Source organism: Brevundimonas aurantiaca (assembly GCF_904830995.1).
Taxonomy (GTDB): Bacteria; Pseudomonadota; Alphaproteobacteria; order Caulobacterales; family Caulobacteraceae; genus Brevundimonas; species Brevundimonas aurantiaca.
The window spans coordinates 2,649,232-2,673,888 of sequence record NZ_CAJGVD010000001.1 but is presented as its reverse complement, the minus strand read 5'-3'; the positions used below and the strand labels follow the sequence as shown (position 1 = coordinate 2,673,888).

The following is a 24,657-nucleotide window of genomic DNA, read 5'->3' as shown; positions in this document are numbered from 1 at the left end:
AGCCTCCGATGCGAACGGCGTTCGCACGCCTTCAGGCGCGCAGATCCTGCACGCCCGCGATCACCCCGCCGACGCGGCCGGCGCGGGTCCGTTCGCCCAGCTTGGTCTGGCTGACGTCCAGCTTCATCACGCATTCGGGCCGGTTCAGGTCGGCCACGGCGTCGCTGGGGATCAGGGTCGGCAGGGGCGGTTCGACGACGACGGCGACGACGCCCGATCCGGTGGCGGCGGCGGGCTCGATTACCCGATGCAGCGATCGCCGCTGGATTCCTCCGGACGTCCAGCGCCACATCACATAGTCGGTCGGGCTCAGAACCAGGCCCGCAGACAGGCCGCTCAAGGTCGGCGTGTCCCGATCGGCGTTGACGGACCAGCTGGCGGCCGAGCCGTCGAAGGCGCCGCCGCCCGCCCGGCTCAGCCCGCCGAAACCGTTCGGCGTGGAACGCGGATAGGGCCGGTCGTAATCCCGCGCCAGAAAGGTCCGTTGCGCGCCCCTCAGGCTGTCGACGAAGGCCCGCCATTCGTCCGACTGGGCCAGCATCAGTTTTTCGCTCAACGTCCAGCGTGCGGTCCAGCGGGGCGCCCCCATCGTCACCCCGTCCACCCGTCCGTCCGAGGTCGGCGACAGGGCGTCGAACCGTTCGATCTCGAAATACTGGCTGGACGGCCCGACCAGGGGCATGGCGCGCGGAAAGACCAGGGCCATCGCCGCCTACTCCGACAGTTCGAAACGGGCCGAGGCGTCCTTGACCACGGACACCACCTTGGACCGGAACTCTTCGCGGTCCTGGCGCAGGATCTCTTCGATCCGGGCCGTATCGACCCCGCTGATCGTGTGCGCCGGCGCATAGACCAGGCTCACCGGCGCCGACCCCGCCGCCGATCCGGCGACGCTCGCCGCCCGGCGCATCATGTCCAGGGACCGCGCGTTTTCGATCACCCGCGATCCGCGCGGCAGGTCCAGCAGCTCCGGCCCCCGCTCTCCGACCCAGGTCGGCCCCCCGGTCCAGAAGTCCGTGCCATGGGCGTTCTGGCGACCGAACAGGAAGTTCAGCCCCTTGGCGATGAGGTTGCTGCCGCCCTCGCCGTCCGATCCGCCCTTGAAGAACTGCGACCAGTCCACCTTGCTCATCCGGTCGAACAGCCGATCCAGCCAACGTTCGCCGGCGTCGAACAGCTGCTCCACCACGGCCTCGCGCAGACTGCCGCTGCGACGAAAATCGTCGATGAAATCGCCGAGCCCCTCGCGAAACGCGCCGACCGTCTGCGCCCGGATTTCTTCCGCCACCTTGGCTTCAGCCAGAGCCTGCGCCGCCAAGGCGCCGCCCTTGAAGTTCGGATCGCCCATCAGCCGCTGACGCTCTTCCGCAACCCTTACGGCGCGGTCCGCCGTGTCATAGGCCGCACGGTCGCCGCGCAGGCGCGCCAAGTCGGCCTGTCGTGTCAGAGCCGCGACCTCGCGATCCAGCACCTTTTGCGCGGCCTCGCGGCGCTGTCGCTCCAGATCGGCTCGCTCGCGCGTGGCGATCTCCGCGTCCTTAGCCGCGTCGGTTTCGGCATAGGCCGAACGCAGCCGGTCCAGCGCCAGCCGAGCCTCTTCATCGAGGCGGCCCGCCTTTTCCAAGGTGGCTTCCTGGGCCGCCAGGGCCGCGTCCCTGGCCTCGACGTCGATCCGATAGAGTTCCCGCTCCAGCGTGGCGCGGGTTTCAGGCGAGGGGCCGCCCTCCAGCCAGCGGTTCAGACGATCGCGACGGACGTTCACTTCCTCTTTCGCCAGATCCGCCATGACCCGATCCGCCTCCGCCGCGTCGCGCCGCGCTTGGGCCGCCGATTCATCTCGGCCGCTGGAAGAAGGCCCTGCCCCGCTGCTTCGACGAGTCTGGCTTCGCTCGCGCCGATCCTCATCCAGTTGGGCGCGCTGGTTGGCGGCGGCGCGCTCGGCCTCGCGGGCGCGAGTCTCGCGGGCGTCCAGGATCGCCTGGCCCTCGCGGCCCAGCGTATCGTAGATGCCCTGGGTGCGGGCATCCAACGGACGGCCGTTGGCCCTCTGCCCCTGCTCGATGTCGCGACGCCGGTCGATCACGTCCTGAAGACGCTCCGACTCATCCCGATAGAGATAGCGACCCAGCCACTCCCAGGCGCCCTTGATCGACAGGGCCACCGCGTCCCAGGCGCTTTCAATGGCGCCCGCGTCACGGACATGGCTGTCGATCGCGCCCTTCAGGCCGTCCAGCAGCGCGCCTCGCGCCGCCAGCAGGTCGCCGGATTCCTGCAAGGCCTCGATATTGTCCAACTCGGCCTGAGTGAACAGACCCAGAGAGGAGCGCGTCAGGTCCGTCGCCGTCTTCAACGGATCACCGACCGCCTTAGTCAGCGCCTCGACGGCCTGTTTGGCGTCCACGCCCGTCAGCTCAGCGAAACCGCGCGTCAGGCTGATCATCCGGCCGATTTCGGCTTCGTTCGTGCCCGCCAGGCGGACATAGGCGGCAGCCATGTCTTCGGCCGCGCCGACCGTCACGCGCCCGGCTTCATTGTTGGCGTCAGCGACACGGGCCAACTGCGCCGCCGTGACGCCGGACGCCCGGCCCAGACCGCTGGCGGCGCTTTCCAACCGACCCGCCGCCTTTTCGCCTTCAGACCAGGCCGCAACCGCCGTCGCGGCCGCCGCCCCCGCAGCCGCGAGGGCGCCGCCCAGCAGAACGAGCGAACCCCGCGCCTTGATCCCGCTGGTCGCCAGGGCGTCCAGGATCTGCGGCCCCTGCTGCAGCGCGATCATGGCCGGGTTCATCCCCATGGCCGCCGTCACCAGGACGTCGGCGCCCTGGCGACCCAGGTTCAGCCGCGAAGCCAAGGCCAGCCGGGTCAGGCCCTGCTCGTTCCGCTTGATGGCCGCCGCCGTCTCGTCGAACCGGGTCTTGGCCTGCGCCTGCAGCTGGGCCAGTTCGCCGGTCGTGATCTTACCGGCGTTGGCCAGGGTCTGATACTCGCGCAGCTCGTGGTTCAGCTTGTTCTGCGCCGCTGCCACAGGATCTAGGACGTCACGCAGCTTTTCGGCACGCTCCGTGTAAGCCTTGTCCTGAGCAATGAAGATCATCGCCGACTGTTTGGCGCGGCGGTCTGACGGCAGGCCACCCTGATCCTGAAGCGACAGACGGGTCGATGATCCGGCAAGAGCCTCAATCTGCCGCTGCATCGCCGTCATCTCGGCAGTCTGAGACTTCAGCTTGCGCGCATGGGTTTCAGCGGCGGCCGTGGCCGCAGCGGCGGCCTTCTCCCCCCGCCCATAAGCAGACTGTAGCCCATCGCCCAGTTCTTTGACGGCACGCATGACCTCTGTCCTGCCGTCTACCTGGATGCGGACCCCGACGTTGCGGGTGCTCATTCCTCGTCATCCCTTCTGAAGCCCTTCAGGACCTCGACCTCAACTTCAGGCAGACAGGCCGACAACAGGTCCGCCGCCCCCGCCGGCAGCGGCGTGAGCTGGGCGAAGGCGATCCAGGCTGGGTAATCCAGCCCGATCACCCCGTTCATCCCGACCCTCAGCTGGCCGGCGCAGCTTTGAACGATGCGCCAGACCGCCTGGCCCGCTTCGGTGCGGGGCTCGTGCTCGCGATAGGGGCATTCGGCGCAGTCGCCGCAGGCGTCGCAGAAGGCGGGGCCTCCGCCGAAATGCCATTCGGCGAGGGCCCTGATCCTTTTTTTTCCTCACCCGCCAGGAAGATCGACGTGACGTAACGATCATCGACTTCTGCATAGATCGCCGGATTGTGCCGCAGCAGGGCGGCGATGTAGTCGGCGGTGACGGGCGCATTACCCTCCGGCGGTGGATTGGCGTCCCGCCAGGCCGCCAAAGCCTCGGCAGGGCCGTTCAGGACGTCGTCGGGCGGGACCGGCGCCGGCGCCCCAACCCCGTCCCACTCCAACAATCCCCAGACCGTGCAGCCCACGACGAAAGCGAAGTGGGGATCGGTTCGATCATCAGCCTCCAATGCCTGGCGCATGAAGCGGCGCGCGAAGACGAGGGCTTCGGAAGGTCCATAGCGGAAACGGCCCCGGACGCCCGGCGCCAGGTCGATCCACTCGGGCGCGCGGGGATGTTCGAGCCTCAGCATCAGGCGGGCTCCGGCACGACGTATTCGGCGACGTCGTTGTCCAGGACGAAGGTCACGGCGCCCGCCCCTTGCCAGTTATAGTCGGCCTGGACCGCGCCGGGGCCGGTGACCGGCCGCTTGACCTTCGGCAGATAGACATTGGCCACCGTCGCCCGCAGCGCGAACAGGGTCGCCGGGATGGCCCAGGCGAAGGTCAGTTCGCAGGCCTCGCCGTTCTCCGCCTGGGTCTGCATTTCGGTGCTGGAATAGCGGATGCCCAGGGTTCCGCTGACGCTGACCATGCCTTCGTCGACGCCCCCCACCCGGCCGTCGCCGCGCCCGACCGTCGGCACCGCTTCCAGCCCATTGGAATAGTTGAACTGGCCGGACACCAGATCCGCGCCGAAGGCCGCGCCGTTGCGGCGCGCAACGCCCGAGAAGCTGCTGAACTTGCGCAAGCCCAGGGTCTGAACGTCCTCCGTCGCCGTCGTCGCCGAGACCGGCGTCTCGCCTTGGCCGATCAGTCCCCAGGTGGCGTTCAGATTGCCACTGCGCTGCAGGGGCAGACCCAGGGTGTTGGCCTTCAGCCCATAGTTGGTCGAGAAGCTGGGCACCTCGGGCATGCCGATTTCGGCCGAGGCGCTGGGCAGGGTCAGGCCGCCCGAAGTCCAGACGTGGCGATAGCCGCCGCTGGCCGCCCCGCCCGCCAGCGTCGATCCGGAGACGACGGCGTTTGACGCAGGCGAGGATCCGGCCGCCAGGGCGAAACTGTTGCCCGACACGCCCAGGGCGTCATGGGCGATGCGGATCGTCTTGCCGTCCGCGTCGCCCCAATAGGTGGCGGCGGCGACCGCCGTCACCGCGCTGGTGTTCAGCACGCGAACGGCGTTCGCGACCGTCTGGGCCAGGGTGGGGCCGATCTTGATCTGGTTCGTCGTCGGCGTGCCGGAAACGAAGGTGAAGGCCTGGCCCGCGAGGGTGATCGTGGCGTTGTTCGCCGGCTGGGCCGAAAAGCTGATCGACCCTTGCGCCGCCAGCCCCTGGGTCGTGGTCGGCGCGCCCAGCAGCAGGGTCAGCATCAGGCCGACATTCCGAGCGCACAGGGGCGTGACCACGTCGCCGGCGTTGTTGACCGCGTCCCGGCCCGGCTGCTGGGCGTTGCGCCCCTGGCCCAGAACGTCGCTTTCGACCAGACCCTGTTCGTCGCCCAGATTGGCGCTGACGAACGGCATCTGAAACCAGGTCTCGACCGAGGCGGCCGAGCCGTAAGAAGCCTCAAGGCCCAGGGCCATGAGGGCGTTGGAGCCGCGTGCGCGCGCCATGTCAGTTCTCCATGTGAAGGGGGTCGCCCGACCGCCGCCTCAGACGCGAAGTCTCAGGCGGCCGATCTCAGGCGGAAAGTCTCAGCGGAAGCTCTCAGGCGAGAGGGTTCGTCGTCGTATATTCAGCCGTCAGGGCCACGGTGGCGGCCCGCACCGGTTGACCGTTCTGGGTCGTCACATCGTCGGGCGACGGCGCGCCGGCCACTTCGAACCAGTCGCACAGGCCGCCCAGGCTCGGATCGGCCGCGACGGCGACGCCCAGGGCGACCAGCATGGAGTCCAGAACCTCGTGGCGGTCCGCCGCGCCCTCCGGGCCGAAGACCTCCACCTCGATCTCATGGCGATAGGTGTAGCTGCGGGGCGAGAAACACTCTTCCGCCGGGCCGGGATCGCCGTCGCGAACGATCACCAGCCCGCCGGGCTGGGCCCTCTGGGGCCAGGGCGCGTCGCGCTCCACCTCCGCATTCGGCAGGGCGTCCCGCACCAGCTGCAGCACGGCCTGAACGACCTCCTCGCGCCGACTGGCCATCCTATCTCCAGTGCTTGCTCAGCAGCCCGTCGAACCGGGCGTCGGCGGCGGCGGCGATGGCGTCCAGGTCCAGCCGCTTGCTGACCTTCACCATCGGCACCAGGGTGAACATGATCACGAACTGGCGGGTGGTTTCGCGGTAGGACCGGTGGCCCGGCGTCATCTGATTCCGCGTCGCGGTGCGCCAGCGGCCCGAGGCCCTTCGGATCGCCAGACCGGTGAACCCGGCATAGGCCACGCCCCGCTTCACCGCGGTGCTGGACGTCCGCATCCGCCAGTCCTGCGGATTGATGATCACGAAGCGCTTGCCGAAACGGGCCTCGACCTCGCGCGGGTCCAGCGCCCGCCCGTTCCGCATCTTCGGGACCTCGTCGGTCGGGATCCACAGATAGCGCCCGCCGTTCGCCGGGCGGATCGTCGCGCCCCGCGCATAGGAATCGATGATCTTGGGCGCCTTCGTCGAGATCAGGCCGGCGGCGTCCAGGCTGTTCTGGGCGCGAGGATAAATCTCGGTTCGAATGGTGTTGGCCAGCCTCTGCCCCAGGCCCGCATCCATGATCTGGTCGCGCCAGTCCTGTTTGACCTCGTCCGCCCCCTCGCGGATCGCCTTGGTCACGAAACCGGCGATCTCATCCTCCAGCCCGCGCTCCAGCCCGTCCAGGCTCTCCCGCCCCCCGACCGAATGCCGCATGTCAGACCCTCGACCCTAGGCGCCCGTCACGACGCAGCGCCAATAGCCGTCGCCGTCGATTTCGGGCTCAGCCGTCACTCTCAGCGTCTCGACCGTGACGCCGTCGTCATCCAGCCGCTCGATGATGTCGTTTGGGCGCGGATCCGCGACCCAGCGCCGATGCACCTGGATCATCCGCCCCGTAATGAATATTTCGGTCGCGCCCAGGCGCGCCGTCTCGTCCCCGTCGAAAGGATGGATGCGCACCTCGCCCTCCACCCCGCTCCAACGGGCGCGGTCGCCGAGGTGGTCATCCACCTCGGCGACCAGGGCCGACAGATGTTTGTCGAAGCCCATCCTCCCTGCCCTTACGGCGCTGCGCCGTAGACCCATTCGGTCGTCAGCGCGGGCTTCCGCCAGATCGGCAGGGCGTTCATCTGGTACTTCCATTCCAAACCGGCTCCATGCTTCATCACCTCCTCCGAGAAGTGAATCAGGTCTTCGTCTGAAGACGAGGCCTCCGAACCGTCGAGTTCGCGGATGTCCAGCGGCGGCGCCGCATAGGTCACGTGCGATTCGATGGTGCCGGTCGGATAGGATACCCCTTCAGTCGCCGACAGCAGTCTGGTCGTGCCCTCCTCCCCCCACAGCTTCACCCGCGCCCGATATTCGCGGATCGTGACGCCGGCGATCTCGATAACCCGCCGGAAGCTGTTGACGGTCTTCTCGCGCTGCTGGTTCAGCAACTGCAGCATGGCGGGGGTATTGGCGAAGTACTTTTCGACCGACGGGTGGCGGATGAGCTTGGTATAGAACTCCGGTGCCATCCGGACCTCGAGGCCGGTCATGGTGTCGTTGACCAGATTTTCCTCGGTGCCGGACAGAACGGCTTCGATCGCTTCGGGAACGTCGAAATCGGGATCGTCCAAGTCGAAATAGACGGTACGCTTGGTCACCCCGAACGCGTCGTAAAGGTCATAGATCAGGGTGTTGGCGCCATCGACGATCAGGCCCTTCAGCGATGACAGCTTCATGATCTCGAGGGTGATCGAGAATTTCAGCCGGTTCCGCTTGTGGCGCGTCTCGATCTTGTTGATCAGCGCTTCGTCCGGCGTGCGCGTCCGCTTGGCGTAGGCCAGCCATTTGCGGATGTCGCCGGCGAGAACCGAGTCTTCATGGCTGACGTTCGGGACCTCGAAAATGACGCCCTTGCCCTTCCCGTGCCGGGCGATGGTCGAGGGACGGCCATTCTCGGTCACCGGCAGGGCGGTGATGACGCCGTCGTCGATGTCGATGCGAACGTAAGGGGTGTCGAGGCCTTCGGTCGGAAACATGCCGTCGGCGTTCAGCTGGCCGAACTGATCGGGGACGGAGTTGATCAGGCCGGTGTGTTCGGCGGCGGTCAGCGGCAGCAGCGAGGCGCCGGAGGCCAGTTCTTCGGGATCCATAGGGAGCCCTCCTTTTCATTCAGGTTTTGCAGAAGAGGGCCCCCGGAGAGCGGCCCGTGGGTTTGGACGTCAGCCGCTGATGCGCGGCTGGATGCCCAGTTCGGCGAGGCGAGCGTAGGCGGCGGCCTTCTGGGCGTCGGTGACGCCCGCGGGCCAGGCGATGGCTTCGCGGCGGATGATCACCGGGCCGCGCGCCAGGACGGTCAGTTCGATATCGACCCCGACCGGGGCTTCCGCCTCGACCAGGTTGATGCCGGTGATCGTCTGCGAACCGTCGGTTCCCGCCGGCGCCCAGGGCACGTCCTTAGCGACGACGCCCGATCCATAGGCCACGGTGACCCCGATCCGGTCCCCGGCGACGAAATCGGTCGAACCGTCCGCCAGGGTGAAGTTGATCGTACCGTTGTAGGCGGTCCCGATCACGCCGGTCCCGTCCAGCACGCCGTCCGGACGGATGACCTGGAAGGTCCCGCCGTTCGCCGCCGGTTCGATGATGACGACCTGATAGACGCCGGCCGCCGCCCCGGCGTCGGCCGTCACCGCGCCGATGGCGCCGTTGCCCGTGCCGACGACCGCAGCGGACGTGACGGTCGCCGCGCCGATCAGGACCGTGGCGGTAAGGGCGAAGGCGGGGAAGGTGCGCGCCGTGCCGACGCCGCCCCGTCCGACGCGCTTGTCGGTCGTATAGGTCGGATCATACTCCGAATGGATCAGATCGCTGAGGCCGGGCAGGCCGGTCTCGAAAGTATAGGCCTTCATGACGGCCTCCTCTGCTCAGAAAGGTGGATGGGGCCGGATCGCGACCAGCTCCGGCGGGCTGGCGGGATCCGGGCCTAGGCCTGGGCGCCCCGATTCTTCTCGATCCGCGCCTGGACGGCGCCGGACAGGCCCTTCGTCGCCTTGGCGGCGTCCGGCTTCAGACGGTTGGCGCCGGCCATGACCTGATCCAGGCGGCTGGTCCGGGCGGGCGCGGCGACGGCCGCCGAGGCGCGGAACTGGGCCAGGGTCTGACCCGACTGAATGGCCGCCAGGGCCAGCGCCGGGTGCTTCTTGGCCTCGGGCGAGGCGGCGATGGCCGAGGCCTCGCCCTCGGCCTTGTCGTCGTCGTCCTTATTGTCCTGGGATGCGCCTTCGGCCGCGTCGTCGCCTTCGGCTTCGTCGGCGGGGACGTCCTCTTCGTCGTCGTCCTTGTCGGACGGCGTGTCCTCGGCCGCCTCGGCCTTGGGCAGGGCCTCGGACAGGGCCTTGATGTGGTTTTCGGGCAGGCCGGCCTTCTTGGCGGCCGCGAGTACGGCGGAACGCTTCATTTCACTCTCCTGGGTGGATGCGGGTTTGGATGCGGACGGCGCCGGGCCCGCTGCGGAAGACGCCAGACGCTCGCGCGCCAACTCGCGGATGGTTGCGAACGCCGTGCGCTCGGTCGCCACCGTGTCGATCAGGCCCTTGGCCAGGCCGGACAGCTCCGGATCGTCGGAATCGCCGAAGTAACAGCCGGCCTCGGTCGCCAGCACGGCCTCTTCCGTCAGGTTCGCTCGGCCTTCCAGGACATCGGACACGAACCACCGGCCGCACTGGTCGATCTCGGCCTGCAGCGAGGCGCTGGCGGTTTCCGACAGGGGCTCCATCCAGCTGCCGTCCGTCTTGCGCTTGCCGAACTTGAACGGGGTGATGACGATCCCGTCCTTGGCGAAGGCGCCCGAGAAATCGCAGTGGGTCACCACCGCCCCGATCGAGCCGACGCCGCTTTCGCGGGCGGCCGTGATCTGGTCCGACGCGCTGGTCGCCCAATAGGCGGCGCTGTAGCCGTCGCGGATGAAGCTGTGAATCGGCTTGCCGCCGCTGGCGGCCCGATGGTCGCGCTTCAGGGCCGCCAGTTCGGGCAGACCCTGATCGACCACGCCTCCGGGCGACCGAACCACCTCCCAGATGGCGCCCACGCGGGCGTCGGCGATCATCTCCTCATAGGCGACGTGCAGGGTGTCGTAGCCGTGGTACCAGGTGTCGCCCCAGCCGAAGCCTTCGGCCATCAACGGGCCGTCGATCTCCAGAATCCCGACCCCGTCCTTCAGCACCCAGCCGTAGCCGACCGCGTCGGGTTCGCCGACGAAGCGCGGCGCCGTGGCCAGGGGCTCGGTCCGCATTTCGGCCTCGCCACGGCCGGCGATGGCGCGCCGCGCCCGGCCGAAGAAGGCGGTCAGGGGCGAACCCCGCTCGCCGCCGGCGATGCCCAGCTCCCGCGCCAGGGCGGGAACCGAGGCTTCGCGCATCAGAAGGGGACGGCCGGACAGGGCGGCCGCCAGTTGGGCGGGATTTCGCATGGAACCTCAGGGGATGAGGCCTGACGTGCGTCAGGCGGCGGGGCGCTGGTCCAGAGCCGTCTGGTGCGCAGGATCGCGGCTGGTGCGGGCTGCTTGGGCCAGGGCGCCTTCGGGCAGGGGCAGGCCCAGCTCTTGGTACTTGGCCCGTTCGCGGGCCCGCTGCTCCAGAACCTCTTCCCAGTCCTTGCCCTGGTCGTCGCACTCGTCTTCCAGGGTGCTGACGTCGGCCTCTACACGAGCGGCGGCGGCGTCGATTTCCTTGGTCGGATCGATGAACCCACGCCCCGGACCGATGCAGTGGATCTGACAGAAGGCGTCGACGGCGTCGTAGAAGTCAGGCGCGCCGTCCGGGATCTGCACATAGCCCCGGTCGAAGGCCTCTTCCGCCCAGGCCACGACGAAGGGTCGGACCAGCTGATCCTCCAACAGACCCATCAAGGCGACGGTTTCGGACCAGGCATGGATCATCGCGGCCCGCGCGGACGAATAGTTCGTCTGCGAATAGTCCATTGACAATTCTTCGTAGGTCACGCCCAGCGAGGCTGCGATCAGCCGCAGGATGGACCGGACGAAGGCGTCGAAACTGCCGACGTCCTTGGACGCCGTCTGCAGCGTCAGTTCGTCGCCATAGGGCAGGACGGGGATCTGCGCGCCGTTGGCCAGATTGACCGGGTGTTCCTTGTAATGGTCCTGGCGCCAGGTCTCGAACTCGCGGACGTCCTTGGCTTCGAAGTTCTCGCTGACCGCACCGGGCCCGGCGTTCGACTTCATGAAGGCCACGATCAAGGCGTTGACCGTGGCGCTCTGCAGGGTGGCGTCGGTGAAGCGCGACAGGGCGCGGAAACTCTTCAGCGAGGCGGCGAAACGGCTGATGCCCCGCGTCTGACCAGCCCGCTCAGGCTCGAAGGCGTGGAACACCTGAGGCCGGCCCCATTCGGTCCAGCGCTCGAACCGCGTCCAGGCGAACTGGCCGGGACCGCCGTAGTCGGTCGGGTGCCGCTCGCGGATGTGGTAGGCCGACGGCGCGCCCCAGCTGTCGAACTCGACCCCGCCCTTCAGATCGTCACGATCCGGGCGGCCGTTCGGATTGCACAGACGGTCAGGATCGACCAGGCGCAGGCGGGTCTTGTAGCGGGTGGCCTCGTCTTCGGCCCATTCGGCCAGGCCCAGGGCCTCGCCGTCCACGACGATGTGCGAAACCGCCAGGCGCAGCTGCTGGCCCCAGGTCAGCCGCCGTTCGGCGTCCGAGGCGAAGGCGTGGCCATAGGCGTACAGCTGAAACTCGGTGCTGAGATCGGCGCCCAGCTGGCGCGCGGTCTCGATGTCGATGCCCAGAGCCCGCGCGTTGGGGCGGAACTTGACCCGCCAGCCCCGTCCGACGGCGGCGTTGACCTTTCGCGACCGGGCCGAGGCGGCGACCGGATCGTTGCGGACCCGCTCGCGCACCCGCGCCGTCACCGGCGCGCGGTTGGGCAGCCAGTCCTTGTCTGCTGAGCGCAGGGCCGCCGGCCATTCGGCAAAATAGGTGCCCGAACCGCTCGCCCCCTCATAGGCCAGGGGATAGCCCGCCGAAACGGGCTCGGCCGTCATCGCGCCGGCGCGGACGCGGGCGACCTCGAGACGCGAGATCGACCGGCCCGAGGGCGCGACCAGACCGGAAGGGGCGAACGGCGTGCGCATGATCAGGCTTCGGCGGCGGCCTGAGGATCGGCGACGGCCGTTTCCACCGCCTGGGCCGCCGACTGGGCCGCTTCAAGCGCAGAGAGCCGTTCGGCCAGAGGCGCGCGGGTCGAGGCTTCGAAGTCAGCGAGTTTCTGAAGCGACGCTTCCAGGCCTTCGAAGCGGGCCTTCAGCTGTTCGTTCAGGCTCTCGAACGCGGCCTTGATCCAGGTGTCGTCATAGGCTGGAGCGGCCCCGGCGGGAGAGGCGTCATCGGGAGAAGCGCCATCGACCGCCACGGCCGGAAAGGCCAGTGGTTCAGCCAGGGCGTCCATGAAGGCTTCACGGGCCTTGGACAGGTTCTGCAGCAGCGAGTCCGGAACAGGGCGGCTGGGAAAGCCGGCCAGGGCCGCGACGGCGCCGATCAGGCCGACCAGGGCGGCGACGGCGGGAACCTCGCCCAGGTTGAGGGTCGCCACAGGCAGGCCCTCGGTCGGAGCCTCAGTCGGCGGGGTCGGTTCGGCGGCGGGTGTCTTGGGGGATCGGCTCATGAGGGCCTCCTTGGTGAATGATGTCCGGGTGTGACGACCTTCACCGCTCAGAACCGCCGGCATGCCGACGTCCGCGCCCGGTGTTGACGATCAGGGATCGCAGGATCGCCGGCGCCCTCGAACCCGGGGCAGGGCGTGGGGAACGGCGCGGAGAAGACTTACAGGCGGATGCTCAGCGCGCCGCGACGGCGGATCGGCAGATCCGAGGGTCGGGCGGCCAGGGCTTCCAGTTCGGCGATGTCGCGCTCCAGCCGGGCGATGTCGCCCTTGGCGTATTTGACCGTGCGGCCGTTGCTGGTGATCTCGGTCACCTGACCGCCGGTGCTCAATCGGCCGTAGGCGGCGCGATAGTCGTTCAGCAACGTCTGCTGTTGGGGCGTCAGGGCCATGTCAGAAGCTCCACTTCCTCTTCGCGGCCTCGACGTCGGGCGAGGCAGGCGCCGTGTTGGCGGTGGCGGGCGGCGCGGACCCCGAGCGGGCGCCCGCAGACGGCGGACGCTCCCACAGCGCCTCGAGGCCCGCCTGCTGCGCTTGGCGACGACGCGCCAGCTCCAGCCAATCGGGTTCGGCGCCGGGAACCCCGATGCCCAGAGAGGCCGCCAGGGCCTTGTTGTAGACCCAGAGGTCCAGTTCCTCGTTCCGCCGGCGGACCCGCACCCAGGCCTCGTCCTTGACGACGCCCGTCTTGCTGTCCTGAACAGAGACCAGGGCTTCGCCCGTCAGCTCCTCGAAGAAATCCCGCTCAATCCAGCCCGGCCAATGCGGACGACGCGGCGCCCGCGCCCCCTTCTCGCCTTCCAGACTCAGGGGAATGGCCTCGTTCATCAGGGTCCGCTTCAGATCCCACGTCCCGACCCGCCAAGTGCGGCAGGTCACGACCCGACCTTCAGGCCCCTCCAGCTTCTGGGGCTTGCCGGTGCTGCGGCGAAGCGGCGTCAGTCCCCAGCCCTTGGCCCCATCCAGGGCCTTCGACTTCGCGTGCGACGAACAGAAGGCGTAGACGTGATAGGTCCCGTATCCGGAGTCGACGCCCTGGACTTCAGTCGAGACGAACCCGCCATCCTCATGCGGCCAACGCCGCCGCTCCAGCTCCGCCAGTTCGGCCCAAATCTGCGGTTCGGACGGCCCGCCGTCGATCCTGCCCTTGTCCACCATGACGTGTTCCGCCTCGGGGCCCCAGGCGTAGGCCGTCCATTGCGCCCAGTCGCCGTTCAGGTCGACCGCCACGGTGACGATCTCATAGCCCGACGGCACGACGCCCTTGGTCAGCCGGTTGTCCCGCCGCTCCAGCAGCTTATCGACGTCCGCCTGCTGGACCGTGACCTCATAGGCCTCGCCGAAGATCTGCTGGTGCAGCGCGATCTTGGCCTCTTCGTCGTCGGCGTCCTGGATCTGTTTGGCGATATAGGCCCAGTCGACCGCGTCTGAGACCACCTGCCAGGCGTGATAGCTGGGCTGACGCCCTTCCAGGGGCCTCGCGCGCCAGGCCTCGTACTCTGCGGCCGGGATGAAGCTCCCCGGCGCTGGATTGGTCGGGTCTTCCGAGGGGAAGCACGGGATCCAGCCGCCGCGCACGCCGTTCGCGGGCTGGCGGTCCGGACGGCAGGCGGCGACCATGCCGCGCTTGTGCCGGTGTTCGATCACCCCGCCGCAGGACGGGCAGCAGAAGTGCGGCGTCTCGCCCTTCTCCACCCCCAGCATCGCCTCCCGATCCAGCCGGATCAGCACCCCGCCGGGCAGGTGGGCGCAATGCGGGCAGGGCAGATAGAGCCGGCGCTGATCTCCCGCCAGGAAGTCGGCGGTCACCGGGCATCCGGTCGCCTCGCCTGTCCCTTCCTCGGATCGGCGGACAAGTCCCGGCGTCGAATTGTGGAAGGTTTTCGCGCCCGCCAACTCCCACTGCAGCTGGCGCACCTCGATCTGTTTGTGCGGGTCGCCCCGGTCGCCGACCGAAAGGCTCCAGTTCGGCGTCTCCTCCTTCACGACCAGGCAGAAGGTGACCATCTGCAGCGGCTTGGCGCTGGTCGTTCCGAAGAACTGGCCGTAGCCGCCGGGGAACCGCTTGTAGGTGTTGGTCGAGCCCTGCTCGTCCCGCGAAGTGACCGCCCGGATCTTGCGCCGCAGTTCCGGCGTCGCATCCACCAGCGGCTGCCACTTGGTGCGGTTGTACTTCAGGGCCTCGTCGCCGCTCGGCAGCGCCACGCCCCAAGGCCGGGCGATCACCGTCGAATAGTACAGGGTCGCGATCACGCCGACCGTCGTCTTGGCGATCTGCGCCGACCCGACGAAGGTGACCGTCCGGGCCGGATCGTCTGGATGCAGCCGGTCCAGAGGCTCGATCAGATATTCGAACCCGTCCCAGGACAGCTCGCCCTCGCGGGTCGTGCCGGTCTCGCCCGGAATATTGATCCGGCCTTCAGCCCAGGCGCTGATCGTCTGATCCGGCGCCGGCGTCACGGCGGCCGCCATGGCCAAGACCAGCGTCGCCGCCTGGCGCGCGATCTCCTGCGCGGAGAACAGGCTCATTTCAGGCCGCCGCCTGCTCCGGCTCTTCGAAGCCGCCGGCCAGCTTGGTCAGTTCGGCGACCAGATTGTTCAGCAGCTTCCGATCCGCCGTCTTCAGCGCCAGCTCGGCCTGGCGGACGTCTCCTAACCCGGCGATCTCCGTCGCCAGCGTTCGACGCCGGCGCTCCAGCGCCTGAGTGAAAGCCACGCCCATGGCCTCCACCGCCATCGTCACCGCCGCCTTCGACAGCAGCTCGCGCTTTCGGTCCGCAAGATCCAGCTCAAGTTTCTCTTCCTCGAGCTGACGCTTTCGGGACCCCGCCGGCGCAGCCGCCGCCTTCGGCGCCGCCGGCGCAGCCTCGCGACTGTCCAGCACCGATAGCGACTCGCCGCGCGCCTTGATCAGGGCGTCGTAATCGACCTCTTTCACCCGCCCCTGCCCGTCCCGCTTCACGGGCAGATCCTCGTTCCGCGCGATGAATCGCGAGATCGAAGATTTGTTGATCGGCCGGCCCGCCTGGGTCTCCAGCGCCGCCGCCTCGCTGACGCTCACCCACCGGCGGCCCGATTGTTCGAGGAGGAAGGGCTGTTCCATGCCGTTGCACTCCGCGTTGCCTAGCAACACCCGTTGCACCCCTCGCAACATCGCTCACTAGGGAACGAAAACGCTCTGCCGCACCGTATAGCGTTGGGGTCGGGGGGAAGGACCCGCGATCGCGGGCGGCCGACCTAAGTCATTGAGCGGGAACGAAAAACCCGCCCGGCGCGATGCCTGGGCGGGTGCTTGGGATGGCGGGGCTCTGGATGGCTACCGCACTGCGCGTCAGTCTTCTGACGGCAGTGAAATGATCTGGCGCGAATCGCGGCCTAGGAGCGTGAATATGACCGCAGCCCTGTCGCCGTCAACCATCTCTTCGAAGATGACGTCGTAGTCGGCGGTCTGCCCCGCGACCCGCAGCTTGTCGCCACGCTTGAACCGAGCGGACGCCTGCCCGCCCTTTCCGTTGTCATTGCGGGCATGCTGCAACACGACCAGGCCGTTGATCTCGCGCTTTTTCAGCTCTTCGATGAAGCGGCTCGGAATCGGGCTGGGCCGAGCGGCCTCGCCCGAACCGCGCATGATCACCTCGGTCACGCCCATGGTCGAGAACACGGCGCGCCAACGGTCCTGGTCCAGATCCATCTCGATGAACAGATAGCGCGGGATCATCGGGCGCGGACCGGGCGCCACGCCGTTCCGGGCGCGCGCCCGAACAGGCGGCGGGACCATCGGCAGATAGACGGTGAACCCCTGCTGCTCCAGCTGATAGCGGGCGTGCTTTTCCTGGTGGACGTGGGTCACCACCACGTACCAGGCCCGACCCTGGCCGGAGGTTTGAACGGCGGACGCGGTCACTGGTAGAGCCCCTTCTCTGCTGAGCGGGCCGTCCCAAGCCGTACCATCGGGGCGTCCCATCTATTCTTTTGTTTAATCTCGTAAAAATAACTCATGGGACGCGCGGGACGCATGGGACGCACCTGTGGCGTCATGCGCCTACGCCTACGCACGCACACATGAGGCGGACTGAGCGTCCCAAGCGTCCCAGCGTCCCAACGCCCCCTCAAAGCCCCGTCAGTCATGGGTTTCCCCGTGGGACGCAGGGTGGGACGAATCATGGGACGCGGGCTCGCTCCTGCCCCAACGCGGCGGCTCGAAGGGGTGCGGCTCTCTGGGGTCCGCCCCGACCGCGACGGGCCTGTCCAACCAGGGGGTGAGGGGGACGCACAGCACGCGGCTCTGGTGCATGCCGAACCGCTTCGGCCCGTCGCCGGGCCTGGGCGCCACCGACGGGCCGAGGTCCGCCAGATGCTCCAGCACCCCGCGCCAGTTGGCGTACTGCGTCCCGTGCAGAGCCTTCTCCAGGGCCGGGTGATTGTTGGCGACCAACAGCCAAGGCCCTGGCCTGTCGGTCCCCGCATGCCCGTTCTCGACGATCAGGCCCCAGGCTTTCAGCACCTTTCCCGCCCGTGCGCCGGGGCTCTCCAACTCCTCCTGGATCAGCTCGCCTATGGTCAGCGCCCTGTCATGCCCCAGGTGGCCCGAGTTCAGCGCCCAGATGTATTGCAGACACCCCTGCCCAGGGTTCAGCGCCGACGACCGTTCGTCCCGCGCCTGGGCCAGGCCCATCCAGATCCGGGCCTCCTCCCGCGCCTCCTCTTCGGTCAGGGCCGTATCGTGCAGCAGCAGCCTTCGCCCCGCCGCCAGACTGGCGATCAGGTCCGCCGCCCGTGGCGCCTGCTTCGTCTCGACCAGGGCCGCCTTGATCGCGGCCACGTCGGCCCTGAACCGCTTCGCCTCCCTCAACGCCCGCGCCAGCAGGCCGGGTGACGCGGCCCGCGCCGCCTCGATGGCGGCCTCCAGGTCGTCGTCCGTCGTCCCCTTCCGACCGTCCAGCCGCCCCATGCGGATCTCCAGCGTCCGCGTCGCCATGGCGTCCCCCAGGGGCACGGGGAAGATGCTGGCCAGATAGGCGCACCCGACGGCCGAGGTCGAAACCGTCCCGCCGTTGATCGAGCCCTTGCGCCCCGAACTGCCCTCGCCGGTCGCCATCCGGCGCAAGACTTCCAGCGCCTTCTCCACCGGCCCCGGCTGGCCGTCCGTGCTGGGTTCGGCCTCGTCCAGGAACAGGCCCCGCGCCTCGCCCGACAGGCTGTTTTTCAGCCCCGCTTCCGAGAAACTGTCCAGCAGATCTCCGGCGTTCGCACTCCCGGCCGCCTGCATCAGGCGCGACAGGGTCGTCTTGCCGGTCCCCGCCCCGCCGCTGACGTTCACGGTCGGACGGAAGCGCGGCCACGCCCCCAGCAGCTGCACCCCCAGCCAGCCGAACAGGGCGTCGGCCTGGCTCAACCCCTCGGGGGCGCGGGGGTCCAGGGGGCTGAACGACCACAGGTTCAGCGCGGCTCTCAGGTTCTTGGCGTCCTTGACCGTGGCGGGTTTCGCCGGCCGCGCCGTCCGGGGCCTCAGCAGCCACAGAGGCCCGTCGATATCCTCGCGCAGGGCCGCGGCCACCGGACGCCAGTCGTCGGGCCCGAACGGCCACCGTCCCACGGCGTCGCCGCAATGGACGATCGGCCCGTCGTCCCCGGCCCAGACGCCGTATCCGCGTTCCTGCCGGTTCTCGTCCCAGACCCCGCGCTCGCGGCACTGCCGAACCAGCCACCGCGCCGCCTCCTGCAGCTGGATCTTGCCCTCTTCGTCGCGCCAGTTTCCGAGGAACATCGCCCCCGCCACGCTGGCGTAGATGTCGGTCCTCAACATCTGGGCGATCCGCGCCGCCTTCTCGCGCCGGATCGAACCTTCGGGCAGGGCGAAGACGACGTCGCCCCCCAGGAAGCCCAGCGGAATCACCGGACAGTCCTCGACCTTGGGGTTGACGTAGGCCGTCGTCCCCTTGTCCGCGCCCTCGGCGTCGCTCTCTGAAATCACGAAATCGTCGCTCACGCCGCCGCCTCGTCCCCGGCGGCTTCGGCCGCTCTGATCATGTCGTTGAAGTCCAGACCCGGCGGCGGGGCGCTGGCCCTCACCCCGGTCTCCGATCCCGGCGCCAGCCGCCGCTTCCACGCCGCGACGGCCAGCCGTCCGCACACCCGCGCCCGGCCGGCCGCCTCCCGCCGCACGCCGATCGCGCGGCTGCGCCCCACCCGGTTCTTGCCGCTGCGCCCCTGGACGGTGATCGGGCTCATGTCGCTGTCGCAGGCGATGTCCACGACGCCCCAGGGGGCGCGGGGGTCCTCGGGCCAGGTGAAGGGCGGCCGCATCGGGTCGCCGGTCCCGCCCCAGACGTCGACCAACACCCCTTCGCCGTCCGTCAGCTCATAGCCCTGCAGCGAATTCAGCGACCCCGCCGCCACGGCCCGCACCGGCAGGCTCAGCTCCCCGGCCAGCATCATGGCCCGGCTCAGGGCGTTCTCCTGCCCTTCCGCCACGGCCAGCGGCCCCGCCGCGTCCGGGCGGCTCAGCCAATATCCGCCGCGCAGCACATAGCCCTCGATCGGCTCGCCCCGCACCCGGACCGGCGGTCCATACCCCCCGTCGCGGCGGGCCGACAGGAACAGGCCCTGCGGCCCCCACATCCGCTTCGCCGGCGCCCGGTGCGTCTTGCTCCGGCCGTTGGGGCTCAGATAGGTCGCGTGGATCCCGCCGGTCGGCCCCAGCTCGGTCATGCAGATGTTGATCATGGCCGGCAGGCGAACCCCCGCCTCCGGATCCCCGCTGTGATAGGCCGCCGGGTGAAACCTCAGGATCTTCAGCGCCCGGGCCAGCACCGGCCCCCGGATCGCCCGGGATTCCAGATAGGTCTGAACCAGGGTGCCTCCAGACGGCCCCGCCTCGCGCCACAGCCGCGCCGCCAGCTCGGCCTTCCACGCCGCATCGGCCTTGGCCTGGCGTTCGCGCGCCTCGGCCGCCTGCGCACGCCGTTCGCGCGATTCCTCGGTCTCTTCCGCCACGATCCCGCCGACCAGGCGCAGCGCCGCATCGCGCACCGTCTCATCGCCCCGGCCGAACAGCCGGTGCTCCAGATCCACCACGTCCCCGCCGCGCGGGTCGCAGCTCCAGCATTTCCACTTCCGGCCGTCGCCGAACACGGCGAAGGGCGCAGCCTTGCTCTTGGATCCGCAATCCTTCAGCGGGCACACCCCGCGCCACCCGGCCCCCACCTTGGCCAGCTTCACCCGACGCCCCGCCACCTCTTCGCAGCGGACGCGCTCACGGGCCTGGTCGAACAGACGGTCGTCCATCAGGCCCGCACCTCACACTTGACCAGGTGCAGCGGATAGCCGCGCGGCGGCGGCGTCATCGGGAATTGGGCGGTGAAGGCGTCTTTCAGCCATTCGCGGGCCACGTCACGCTCATAGTCGTCGCAGGAATCGACGCCGGCGCGCCGCGCGAACACGCGCGTCTCGACCCGTCCCTGGTCGAAGTCGTCCTGGTTGAAGTTCCAGTATTCCTCGGCTCGGAACCACGACCGCGCGCAGACCTGATGCGAAGGGCAGGCCCAGTCCGCGCAATAGATCTTCGGCTTGCGGCGGGCCATCAAACCCGCCCCTTCAGCCGCGTCAGCATCGTCCGACCCGCCTCGGTCGCCCGATACCGGCTGCCGCCCAGCACGTCGCCGGCAGGTGCCGGCGCCCGCTCCAACAGGCCGAACTGCGCCAGCGCGCCCAGGGTCCCGCCCGGCGTCATCGGCGTCGCGGCCATACCGGCCTCGCCGGCGTCTCCGACGATCTTCAGCACCTTCGCCTTGAACGGCGTCAGGTCCTGCCCCGGCGCAATTTTGATAGGCCACTTCGCCATCAACCCGGCCGCTCCGCCACCAGCTCCGACTGTCGCGGATCCTTCTCGACGACGCCGAACCGAGCCGCGTCGTCAGCCTTCGTCAGCCGCGCCTTCGTCCCAGGCGCGATGAACGACAGGCCGGGACCGGACCCGTAGCCGTCCACCCCCGGCTTCAGCCAGATGAACCAGGCATAGGCCGTCGCACTGGACGCGGTCGGATCCCAACGGCCCTTCACCATCGGCACGCGCTCGGCGAACGGCGCACAGGCGTGCAGCGGCAGTTCGTGGAACAGCCGATACCGCGCCGCCCCTTCCAGGAACTGCAGGCGCAGCAGCATGGCGACGCCGCGCCGCGCCCGCCTCCAGGCTTGGCGCACAAAGGCCTCGCCCTTCACGAACGGCGGGTTGGTGATGATCCAGTCGGGCCGGATGGCCGGCGCGAACGTCGGGTCCAGGAAATCGCCCAGCAGGAACCGGGGCGACATCGCGCCGCCGTGGTCATGGATGTCGCTGATGCTGACTTCGGCGAAATAGTCTGACAGGCCCCAGGCCATATGACCGCCGCCCGCCGCCGGCTCCCAGCACGTCTGCGCCAAGGGATCGAGACGCCGCACGATCTCCCCTCCGGCCCGCGCGGCCCAGGGCGGCGTGGGGAAATAATCCAGGCTGTCGGGGTCGATTGGCGCGCGCTGCGCCATGACGGCGGTGAAGCCGGCGGGACGTTCGCTCATGCCGCCACCCCGAACTCGAGCGCATCGGCCAGGGCGTCCGGGTGGGCGTCGAACAGATCCGCGACCTCCTCGATCGCCCAGCCCGCCTGAACGAACCAGCGCGCGAACCGCAGGCGCGCGGCCGTCATCGGCCTCAACCTTTGAACCGCCTCCGACCGCCGCGCCCGGCGTGCAGCCGGTCCTGTGGTCGAGACTGACGTTGGTCCAGACGCCGGGCCAGACGCCGCCGGACGCGCCTCAGGCGCCGGACCAGGCCGAACTTCGCGGCGCTCCGCAACAGCCGCCGGCTTCGACGCGGCCTTACGCGCAGGGCTTTCCGCCCCCGCCGCCGCAGGAAGAGGGCGCGCCTCGCCGTCGCGGGCGGGCCTGACGGCGGCGGTCGGCGTCACGCCGTTCACCGCCTCGACCACCTCCAGCATCATGTCCGTCGTCACCCCGGCCCGCGCCACCATCGACGGCGACAGTTCCGGTCCCGACAGACGCAGCGCCGCCGCCAGCGTATGGGCGACACAGCCGGTGGAGGCTTTCAGCGCCGCCCCGGCCAAGATCCGCGCCCGCCGCGCCGACTGTCGTCCGTCGAACACCGCCTCCGGCGCCACCCCCATGATCCGCGCCGCCGCTGCCAGGGCCAGGGCCAACTGCGCCGCGCTGGGCTGGGGTCGGTTCGCCGACCGGCCCAGGGCCGACGTCACCCGGCCCGCGCTTCCAACCGCGCCGCTCATCCGTCGATGTCCCTGCGTTCGCGCCGCCCGCCGGCGTTCAGCGCCTCGCGCGCGGCCTCCGCCGCCGTCGCCAGCGGGGTCTGCAGTGCGCGCCGCCCGGCCGTCGTCTCCCCGACATAGCGGCGGGACAGCTTGGCCAGGACGACGCACGGATTGTCCCGCGTCACCACGCCGGGGGCGCAGGCGTTGCGGGCCGCGTCCGCCACCCGCTTCAGCTCGGGAACCGCCGCCGACGGCGCGCCCTGGGCCGCGCCTTCCGCCGCCGCGATCAGATCGCGCCAGCACCGTTCGTCGTCGTCGGTCATACGGTTGTCCGGCCCGGCCTTCAGATTGCCGTAGCGGTTCATGGCTGGGGCTCCGCAGAGCGGTCCGTCGTCGGCGGACTCGCGTCCGCCGACGACTCGCCCTCAACTCCCGGTTCCAACACACAGGAGAAAGACGGATGGCCCAGGGCCTGTTTGACGACCAGAAGATCGACGTCCCCTGCCCCGAGTGCGGCCTCAAGACCATGGCCCGCATCGGAAAGCTGAAGCGAAGCCCGACACTGCGATGCCGCGCCGGGCACGACTTCGACGTCGACGCGAAACAGCTTCTCCGGGACCTTAAGGAGGTGGACAAGGCGGTCGCGGACCTCGCCAAGAGCTTCAAGTTCTAGGGCGCGCGCCAGGGATCGGAAGAAACGCGAAACAGGAGAGACAGACGAATGAAGTTCATCGGCGAAACCCTCATCACCGCCGTCGAGGGCCTGCGCGCCGTCGGCCGCGACGGGGACCGCGAGCCCCGCATGGAGATCACCTTCACGACCGCTGACGGCCGGGGCGTCTTCATCCTGCCCGCCCGTCAGGCCGCCCTGCTGCGCGACTACATCGCTCAGGGCTTGAAGCACCTTCAGGCATAGGGCGCGAACCGACGGATCGTCGGGCAGGTCGAAGGTCACGGTCCCGTGGGGGCCGGCGGCGCAGAGCACGCGGCCGAAAATAACGGACAGAGGGCGGCTCATGGCTGGGGCTCCTGGGACGCCCCGCACTCCGATAGGTAGGATTCGCCCTCTCGAGGCTCGAAGTCCGAGAAGGCGATCTCCTCGTTCAGGTCGTCCCTCGCCCCCGTAATGATCGGATCACGCACGGCATGAGGAATGACCCCGCCTGTGCCGCCCCGGCTTTTGGGCCACGTCCAGGCATGGATGCGGGACCGGTCCCGACGGGACCATTTCGACAGTCTCTGGACGCCATAACGGGCGATGAATCGGGCCGCCGGCGTGGGATGGGTCGCGTTCATTGCGCAGCTTCTTGTCAGTGTCGCGTTAATCGCGATATATGTCGCGCGTGATTCGCGAAAATCTGCAATACCAGCGCGTCGCTTTTTTCGCGACACCTTCGCGTATGAAGGTTGAAGACGTGCATCGCCGCCTAAGGACGTCCGGACGCCGCCAGTCTGATCTGGCGCGGCACCTCGGCGTGTCGAAAGACTCCATCAGCCGCTTGATGAAAGGCCCCGACACCAAGGGCGGACGCCGCATGACGGCGGAAGAGGCTGAAAAGATCGAAAGCTTCTTTGCGGGCGATGAACCCGCCGGGCCCGCGTTCGAGTTGATCGACGTCTATGGCTACGCCCAGGCGGGCGGAGAGGATCGCATCGGCCTGGCGTCAGACCAGGTGATCGATCGGATCGAGGTTCCGGCCGGTCTGGTTCGGGGCCGCGCGATCGGCGTTCGCGTCGCCGGCGACAGCATGGAGCCTCGCCTCTACAGCGGCGAAACCGTAATCATCGGCTTGAACATGTCGCCCCAGCGTGATCGCGACTGTGTGGTCGAGTTCCACGACGGAACGGGGATCGTGAAACAGTACAAGGGTCAGCGCGACGGCGTCGTCTTTCTGCACCAGTACAATCCCGACAAAGAGGTCCGCGTGGATGCCTCAACGGTCAAGGCGATCCATGCGGTCGCCTATCGGCGCTGACACTGCTCTAGCCAGGTCACCCAGTCTGCGACCCACTCGCCCGAAATCTTGGACTGAATGCTTTCCACTACCCTAGAGCCATAAGTCGCGACTCTGAATGTCGATTTTCGCTTTGAACCGTCCAGCGGGCGTCCGCTGACGGTCAGAACATGGCGCGGCCCGTCCCAGCGATACTCCAGGGTCAACCGCTTCGCCACGCCTTCATACTCACGGACCATTTGGCGCTCCTGGACATGATTGAGATCGGCTTCATCGAAGTCGTAAACCGTCTCGCTGAACCGCAGGAAGATCGGCACGTCCGCTAGCTCGATGCTGTATGGGGCGGCAATCGTCGGAAGACCATGCGCCTGGCGAATGGCATGCCCGATCCGCCACCCGATCTGCGCCGTATGCGCCTGTCCATCCAACCACAGACACTGCACCCGAGACACCTTGAAAGTGCGGTCCTCGCCCAGCCCCTGCACCTCCCCTCGGAAATACTCTGGACCCTCGAGCGGCCCATAGAGTGCTGCGATCATGACCGTGCGACGGCGACCGTCATCATAATCGAAGGTCATGGGGCAACTGAGACCATCGGCCGAGCGGGGCCCCACCAGCTCATCCTCCTTCGTCTCCGGGATCCGGTCTCCGAACTTGACAAATCGCGCCATTCGCGACCCCCGCCATGTTTACGGTCACAGCATCGCACTCAACAACACGGTTGACGTATCGCGAATCGCGCGACATTGTCGCGCTGTTGTCGCGATGCGCGCGACGACGCTCCCGCACCGGCGGGGCGCGACACGCCGCGTATAGTCTGACGGTCGCCATCCCTCCACCCGCCGGTGCGGGCGCCC

Annotated in this window: 29 protein-coding genes; 3 read left to right on the top strand and 26 right to left on the bottom strand. The window is 68.7% G+C overall.

The genetic code is table 11. The features are described from left to right. Positions 1-31 precede the first annotated feature (31 nt). The 24 genes from JMT67_RS13175 to JMT67_RS16565 form a co-directional block, all read right to left on the bottom strand. Complete coding sequence (locus tag JMT67_RS13175; protein ID WP_201463713.1) at positions 32-706, bottom strand: hypothetical protein; 675 nt, start codon at positions 704-706, stop codon at positions 32-34. Positions 707-712: 6 nt separating this feature from the next. Next, positions 713-3,328 carry a phage tail length tape measure family protein gene (locus tag JMT67_RS13170; RefSeq protein WP_201463712.1) on the bottom strand — a complete coding sequence of 872 codons (2,616 nt, stop codon included), beginning with the start codon at positions 3,326-3,328 and terminating at the stop codon, positions 713-715. 50 nt (positions 3,329-3,378) lie between these two features. Next, on the bottom strand, positions 3,379-3,531 hold the full coding sequence (locus JMT67_RS13165; protein ID WP_201463711.1) for a hypothetical protein: 153 nt from the start codon (positions 3,529-3,531) through the stop codon (positions 3,379-3,381). Positions 3,532-3,539: 8 nt separating this feature from the next. Continuing rightward, the gene (locus JMT67_RS13160) at positions 3,540-4,112 is read right to left on the bottom strand and encodes a hypothetical protein (protein WP_201463710.1); all 573 of its coding nucleotides are present in this window, start codon (positions 4,110-4,112) and stop codon (positions 3,540-3,542) included. Further along, positions 4,112-5,413 carry a phage tail tube protein gene (locus JMT67_RS13155; protein WP_201463709.1) on the bottom strand — a complete coding sequence of 434 codons (1,302 nt, stop codon included), beginning with the start codon at positions 5,411-5,413 and terminating at the stop codon, positions 4,112-4,114. The genes JMT67_RS13160 and JMT67_RS13155 overlap by 1 nt, the downstream gene beginning before the upstream one ends. 94 nt (positions 5,414-5,507) lie before the next feature. Further along, positions 5,508-5,942, bottom strand: coding sequence for a hypothetical protein (locus JMT67_RS13150; RefSeq protein ID WP_201463708.1), 435 nt, complete (start codon positions 5,940-5,942; stop codon positions 5,508-5,510). Position 5,943: 1 nt separating this feature from the next. After that, complete coding sequence (locus JMT67_RS13145; RefSeq protein ID WP_152949041.1) at positions 5,944-6,633, bottom strand: DUF6441 family protein; 690 nt, start codon at positions 6,631-6,633, stop codon at positions 5,944-5,946. A 15-nt stretch (positions 6,634-6,648) separates the two neighbouring features. After that, entirely contained in the window at positions 6,649-6,969 is a 321-nt protein-coding gene (locus tag JMT67_RS13140) for a head-tail joining protein (RefSeq protein ID WP_152949042.1), read from the bottom strand. Positions 6,970-6,980: 11 nt separating this feature from the next. Beyond that, positions 6,981-8,060, bottom strand: coding sequence for a major capsid protein (locus JMT67_RS13135; protein WP_201463707.1), 1,080 nt, complete (start codon positions 8,058-8,060; stop codon positions 6,981-6,983). Positions 8,061-8,129: 69 nt separating this feature from the next. Continuing rightward, on the bottom strand, positions 8,130-8,819 hold the full coding sequence (locus tag JMT67_RS13130) for a head decoration protein (protein WP_201463706.1): 690 nt from the start codon (positions 8,817-8,819) through the stop codon (positions 8,130-8,132). A gap of 74 nt (positions 8,820-8,893) precedes the next feature. Further along, complete coding sequence (locus tag JMT67_RS13125) at positions 8,894-10,378, bottom strand: S49 family peptidase (protein ID WP_201463705.1); 1,485 nt, start codon at positions 10,376-10,378, stop codon at positions 8,894-8,896. Between the two features lie 30 nt (positions 10,379-10,408). Then, positions 10,409-12,058, bottom strand: coding sequence for a phage portal protein (locus JMT67_RS13120; RefSeq protein ID WP_201463704.1), 1,650 nt, complete (start codon positions 12,056-12,058; stop codon positions 10,409-10,411). Between the two features lie 2 nt (positions 12,059-12,060). Then, positions 12,061-12,588, bottom strand: coding sequence for a hypothetical protein (locus JMT67_RS13115; RefSeq protein ID WP_201463703.1), 528 nt, complete (start codon positions 12,586-12,588; stop codon positions 12,061-12,063). A 158-nt stretch (positions 12,589-12,746) separates the two neighbouring features. Beyond that, complete coding sequence (gene gpW, locus JMT67_RS13110) at positions 12,747-12,977, bottom strand: gpW family head-tail joining protein (RefSeq protein ID WP_201463702.1); 231 nt, start codon at positions 12,975-12,977, stop codon at positions 12,747-12,749. Between the two features lies 1 nt (position 12,978). Beyond that, positions 12,979-15,114: a terminase gpA endonuclease subunit gene (locus JMT67_RS13105; RefSeq protein WP_201463701.1), complete on the bottom strand. Its 2,136-nt coding sequence runs from the start codon at positions 15,112-15,114 to the stop codon at positions 12,979-12,981. A gap of 1 nt (position 15,115) precedes the next feature. Further along, positions 15,116-15,688 (bottom strand): hypothetical protein, encoded by a 573-nt coding sequence (locus JMT67_RS13100; protein ID WP_201463700.1) that lies wholly within the window; start codon positions 15,686-15,688, stop codon positions 15,116-15,118. Positions 15,689-15,916: 228 nt separating this feature from the next. After that, positions 15,917-16,489: a transcription termination/antitermination NusG family protein gene (locus tag JMT67_RS13095; protein ID WP_201463699.1), complete on the bottom strand. Its 573-nt coding sequence runs from the start codon at positions 16,487-16,489 to the stop codon at positions 15,917-15,919. 216 nt (positions 16,490-16,705) lie between these two features. Beyond that, on the bottom strand, positions 16,706-18,574 hold the full coding sequence (locus JMT67_RS13090) for a hypothetical protein (RefSeq protein ID WP_201463698.1): 1,869 nt from the start codon (positions 18,572-18,574) through the stop codon (positions 16,706-16,708). Continuing rightward, a complete protein-coding gene (locus JMT67_RS13085) occupies positions 18,571-19,872 on the bottom strand; it encodes a DUF7146 domain-containing protein (protein WP_201463697.1) in 1,302 nt (433 codons plus the stop codon). The genes JMT67_RS13090 and JMT67_RS13085 overlap by 4 nt, the downstream gene beginning before the upstream one ends. Further along, complete coding sequence (locus JMT67_RS13080; RefSeq protein ID WP_201463696.1) at positions 19,872-20,168, bottom strand: hypothetical protein; 297 nt, start codon at positions 20,166-20,168, stop codon at positions 19,872-19,874. The genes JMT67_RS13085 and JMT67_RS13080 overlap by 1 nt, the downstream gene beginning before the upstream one ends. Beyond that, the gene (locus JMT67_RS13075) at positions 20,168-20,428 is read right to left on the bottom strand and encodes a hypothetical protein (RefSeq protein WP_201463695.1); all 261 of its coding nucleotides are present in this window, start codon (positions 20,426-20,428) and stop codon (positions 20,168-20,170) included. Before JMT67_RS13075 ends, JMT67_RS13080 begins: the two co-directional genes overlap by 1 nt. Next, the gene (locus JMT67_RS13070) at positions 20,428-21,141 is read right to left on the bottom strand and encodes a hypothetical protein (protein WP_201463694.1); all 714 of its coding nucleotides are present in this window, start codon (positions 21,139-21,141) and stop codon (positions 20,428-20,430) included. The genes JMT67_RS13075 and JMT67_RS13070 overlap by 1 nt, the downstream gene beginning before the upstream one ends. Continuing rightward, positions 21,138-21,863 carry a hypothetical protein gene (locus JMT67_RS13065; protein WP_201463693.1) on the bottom strand — a complete coding sequence of 242 codons (726 nt, stop codon included), beginning with the start codon at positions 21,861-21,863 and terminating at the stop codon, positions 21,138-21,140. Before JMT67_RS13065 ends, JMT67_RS13070 begins: the two co-directional genes overlap by 4 nt. Then, positions 21,860-22,210, bottom strand: coding sequence for a hypothetical protein (locus tag JMT67_RS16565; RefSeq protein WP_233455879.1), 351 nt, complete (start codon positions 22,208-22,210; stop codon positions 21,860-21,862). Before JMT67_RS16565 ends, JMT67_RS13065 begins: the two co-directional genes overlap by 4 nt. A 95-nt stretch (positions 22,211-22,305) precedes the next feature. On the opposite strand from JMT67_RS16565, the gene JMT67_RS13050 reads away from it, so the two are divergent. Next, positions 22,306-22,518: a hypothetical protein gene (locus tag JMT67_RS13050; protein WP_201463691.1), complete on the top strand. Its 213-nt coding sequence runs from the start codon at positions 22,306-22,308 to the stop codon at positions 22,516-22,518. 48 nt (positions 22,519-22,566) lie between these two features. Continuing rightward, complete coding sequence (locus JMT67_RS13045; RefSeq protein ID WP_201463690.1) at positions 22,567-22,761, top strand: hypothetical protein; 195 nt, start codon at positions 22,567-22,569, stop codon at positions 22,759-22,761. Positions 22,762-22,859: 98 nt separating this feature from the next. On the opposite strand, the gene JMT67_RS13040 is transcribed toward JMT67_RS13045, so the two are convergent. After that, complete coding sequence (locus JMT67_RS13040; protein WP_201463689.1) at positions 22,860-23,141, bottom strand: hypothetical protein; 282 nt, start codon at positions 23,139-23,141, stop codon at positions 22,860-22,862. A 206-nt stretch (positions 23,142-23,347) separates the two neighbouring features. Here JMT67_RS13040 and JMT67_RS13035 point away from each other — a divergent pair, with 206 nt between their 5' ends. Continuing rightward, positions 23,348-23,821: a S24 family peptidase gene (locus JMT67_RS13035; protein WP_233455878.1), complete on the top strand. Its 474-nt coding sequence runs from the start codon at positions 23,348-23,350 to the stop codon at positions 23,819-23,821. Here the strand turns inward: JMT67_RS13035 and JMT67_RS13030 are convergent. After that, positions 23,809-24,471, bottom strand: coding sequence for a hypothetical protein (locus JMT67_RS13030; protein ID WP_201463687.1), 663 nt, complete (start codon positions 24,469-24,471; stop codon positions 23,809-23,811). The genes JMT67_RS13035 and JMT67_RS13030 overlap by 13 nt on opposite strands. Between the last annotated feature and the right edge of the window lie 186 nt (positions 24,472-24,657).

Bases quoted from the DNA above. Each gene is read 5' to 3' on its own strand.
- JMT67_RS13135 (WP_201463707.1), bottom strand. From the start codon at position 8,060: ATGGATCCCGAAGAACTGGCCTCCGGCGCCTCGCTGCTGCCGCTGACC.
- JMT67_RS13065 (WP_201463693.1), bottom strand. From the start codon at position 21,863: ATGAGCGGCGCGGTTGGAAGCGCGGGCCGGGTGACGTCGGCCCTGGGC.
- JMT67_RS13085 (WP_201463697.1), bottom strand. From the start codon at position 19,872: ATGGACGACCGTCTGTTCGACCAGGCCCGTGAGCGCGTCCGCTGCGAA.
- JMT67_RS13075 (WP_201463695.1), bottom strand. From the start codon at position 20,428: ATGGCGAAGTGGCCTATCAAAATTGCGCCGGGGCAGGACCTGACGCCG.
- JMT67_RS13165 (WP_201463711.1), bottom strand. From the start codon at position 3,531: ATGAACGGGGTGATCGGGCTGGATTACCCAGCCTGGATCGCCTTCGCC.
- JMT67_RS13130 (WP_201463706.1), bottom strand. From the start codon at position 8,819: ATGAAGGCCTATACTTTCGAGACCGGCCTGCCCGGCCTCAGCGATCTG.
- JMT67_RS13150 (WP_201463708.1), bottom strand. From the start codon at position 5,942: ATGGCCAGTCGGCGCGAGGAGGTCGTTCAGGCCGTGCTGCAGCTGGTG.
- JMT67_RS13115 (WP_201463703.1), bottom strand. From the start codon at position 12,588: ATGAGCCGATCCCCCAAGACACCCGCCGCCGAACCGACCCCGCCGACT.
- JMT67_RS16565 (WP_233455879.1), bottom strand. From the start codon at position 22,210: ATGAACCGCTACGGCAATCTGAAGGCCGGGCCGGACAACCGTATGACC.
- JMT67_RS13170 (WP_201463712.1), bottom strand. From the start codon at position 3,328: ATGCGTGCCGTCAAAGAACTGGGCGATGGGCTACAGTCTGCTTATGGG.
- JMT67_RS13080 (WP_201463696.1), bottom strand. From the start codon at position 20,168: ATGGCCCGCCGCAAGCCGAAGATCTATTGCGCGGACTGGGCCTGCCCT.
- JMT67_RS13050 (WP_201463691.1), top strand. From the start codon at position 22,306: ATGGCCCAGGGCCTGTTTGACGACCAGAAGATCGACGTCCCCTGCCCC.
- JMT67_RS13155 (WP_201463709.1), bottom strand. From the start codon at position 5,413: ATGGCGCGCGCACGCGGCTCCAACGCCCTCATGGCCCTGGGCCTTGAG.
- JMT67_RS13070 (WP_201463694.1), bottom strand. From the start codon at position 21,141: ATGAGCGAACGTCCCGCCGGCTTCACCGCCGTCATGGCGCAGCGCGCG.
- JMT67_RS13105 (WP_201463701.1), bottom strand. From the start codon at position 15,114: ATGAGCCTGTTCTCCGCGCAGGAGATCGCGCGCCAGGCGGCGACGCTG.
- JMT67_RS13030 (WP_201463687.1), bottom strand. From the start codon at position 24,471: ATGGCGCGATTTGTCAAGTTCGGAGACCGGATCCCGGAGACGAAGGAG.
- JMT67_RS13125 (WP_201463705.1), bottom strand. From the start codon at position 10,378: ATGCGAAATCCCGCCCAACTGGCGGCCGCCCTGTCCGGCCGTCCCCTT.
- JMT67_RS13140 (WP_152949042.1), bottom strand. From the start codon at position 6,969: ATGGGCTTCGACAAACATCTGTCGGCCCTGGTCGCCGAGGTGGATGAC.
- JMT67_RS13040 (WP_201463689.1), bottom strand. From the start codon at position 23,141: ATGAACGCGACCCATCCCACGCCGGCGGCCCGATTCATCGCCCGTTAT.
- gpW (WP_201463702.1), bottom strand. From the start codon at position 12,977: ATGGCCCTGACGCCCCAACAGCAGACGTTGCTGAACGACTATCGCGCC.
- JMT67_RS13045 (WP_201463690.1), top strand. From the start codon at position 22,567: ATGAAGTTCATCGGCGAAACCCTCATCACCGCCGTCGAGGGCCTGCGC.
- JMT67_RS13120 (WP_201463704.1), bottom strand. From the start codon at position 12,058: ATGCGCACGCCGTTCGCCCCTTCCGGTCTGGTCGCGCCCTCGGGCCGG.
- JMT67_RS13160 (WP_201463710.1), bottom strand. From the start codon at position 4,112: ATGCTGAGGCTCGAACATCCCCGCGCGCCCGAGTGGATCGACCTGGCG.
- JMT67_RS13035 (WP_233455878.1), top strand. From the start codon at position 23,348: ATGAAAGGCCCCGACACCAAGGGCGGACGCCGCATGACGGCGGAAGAG.
- JMT67_RS13100 (WP_201463700.1), bottom strand. From the start codon at position 15,688: ATGGAACAGCCCTTCCTCCTCGAACAATCGGGCCGCCGGTGGGTGAGC.
- JMT67_RS13175 (WP_201463713.1), bottom strand. From the start codon at position 706: ATGGCCCTGGTCTTTCCGCGCGCCATGCCCCTGGTCGGGCCGTCCAGC.
- JMT67_RS13145 (WP_152949041.1), bottom strand. From the start codon at position 6,633: ATGCGGCATTCGGTCGGGGGGCGGGAGAGCCTGGACGGGCTGGAGCGC.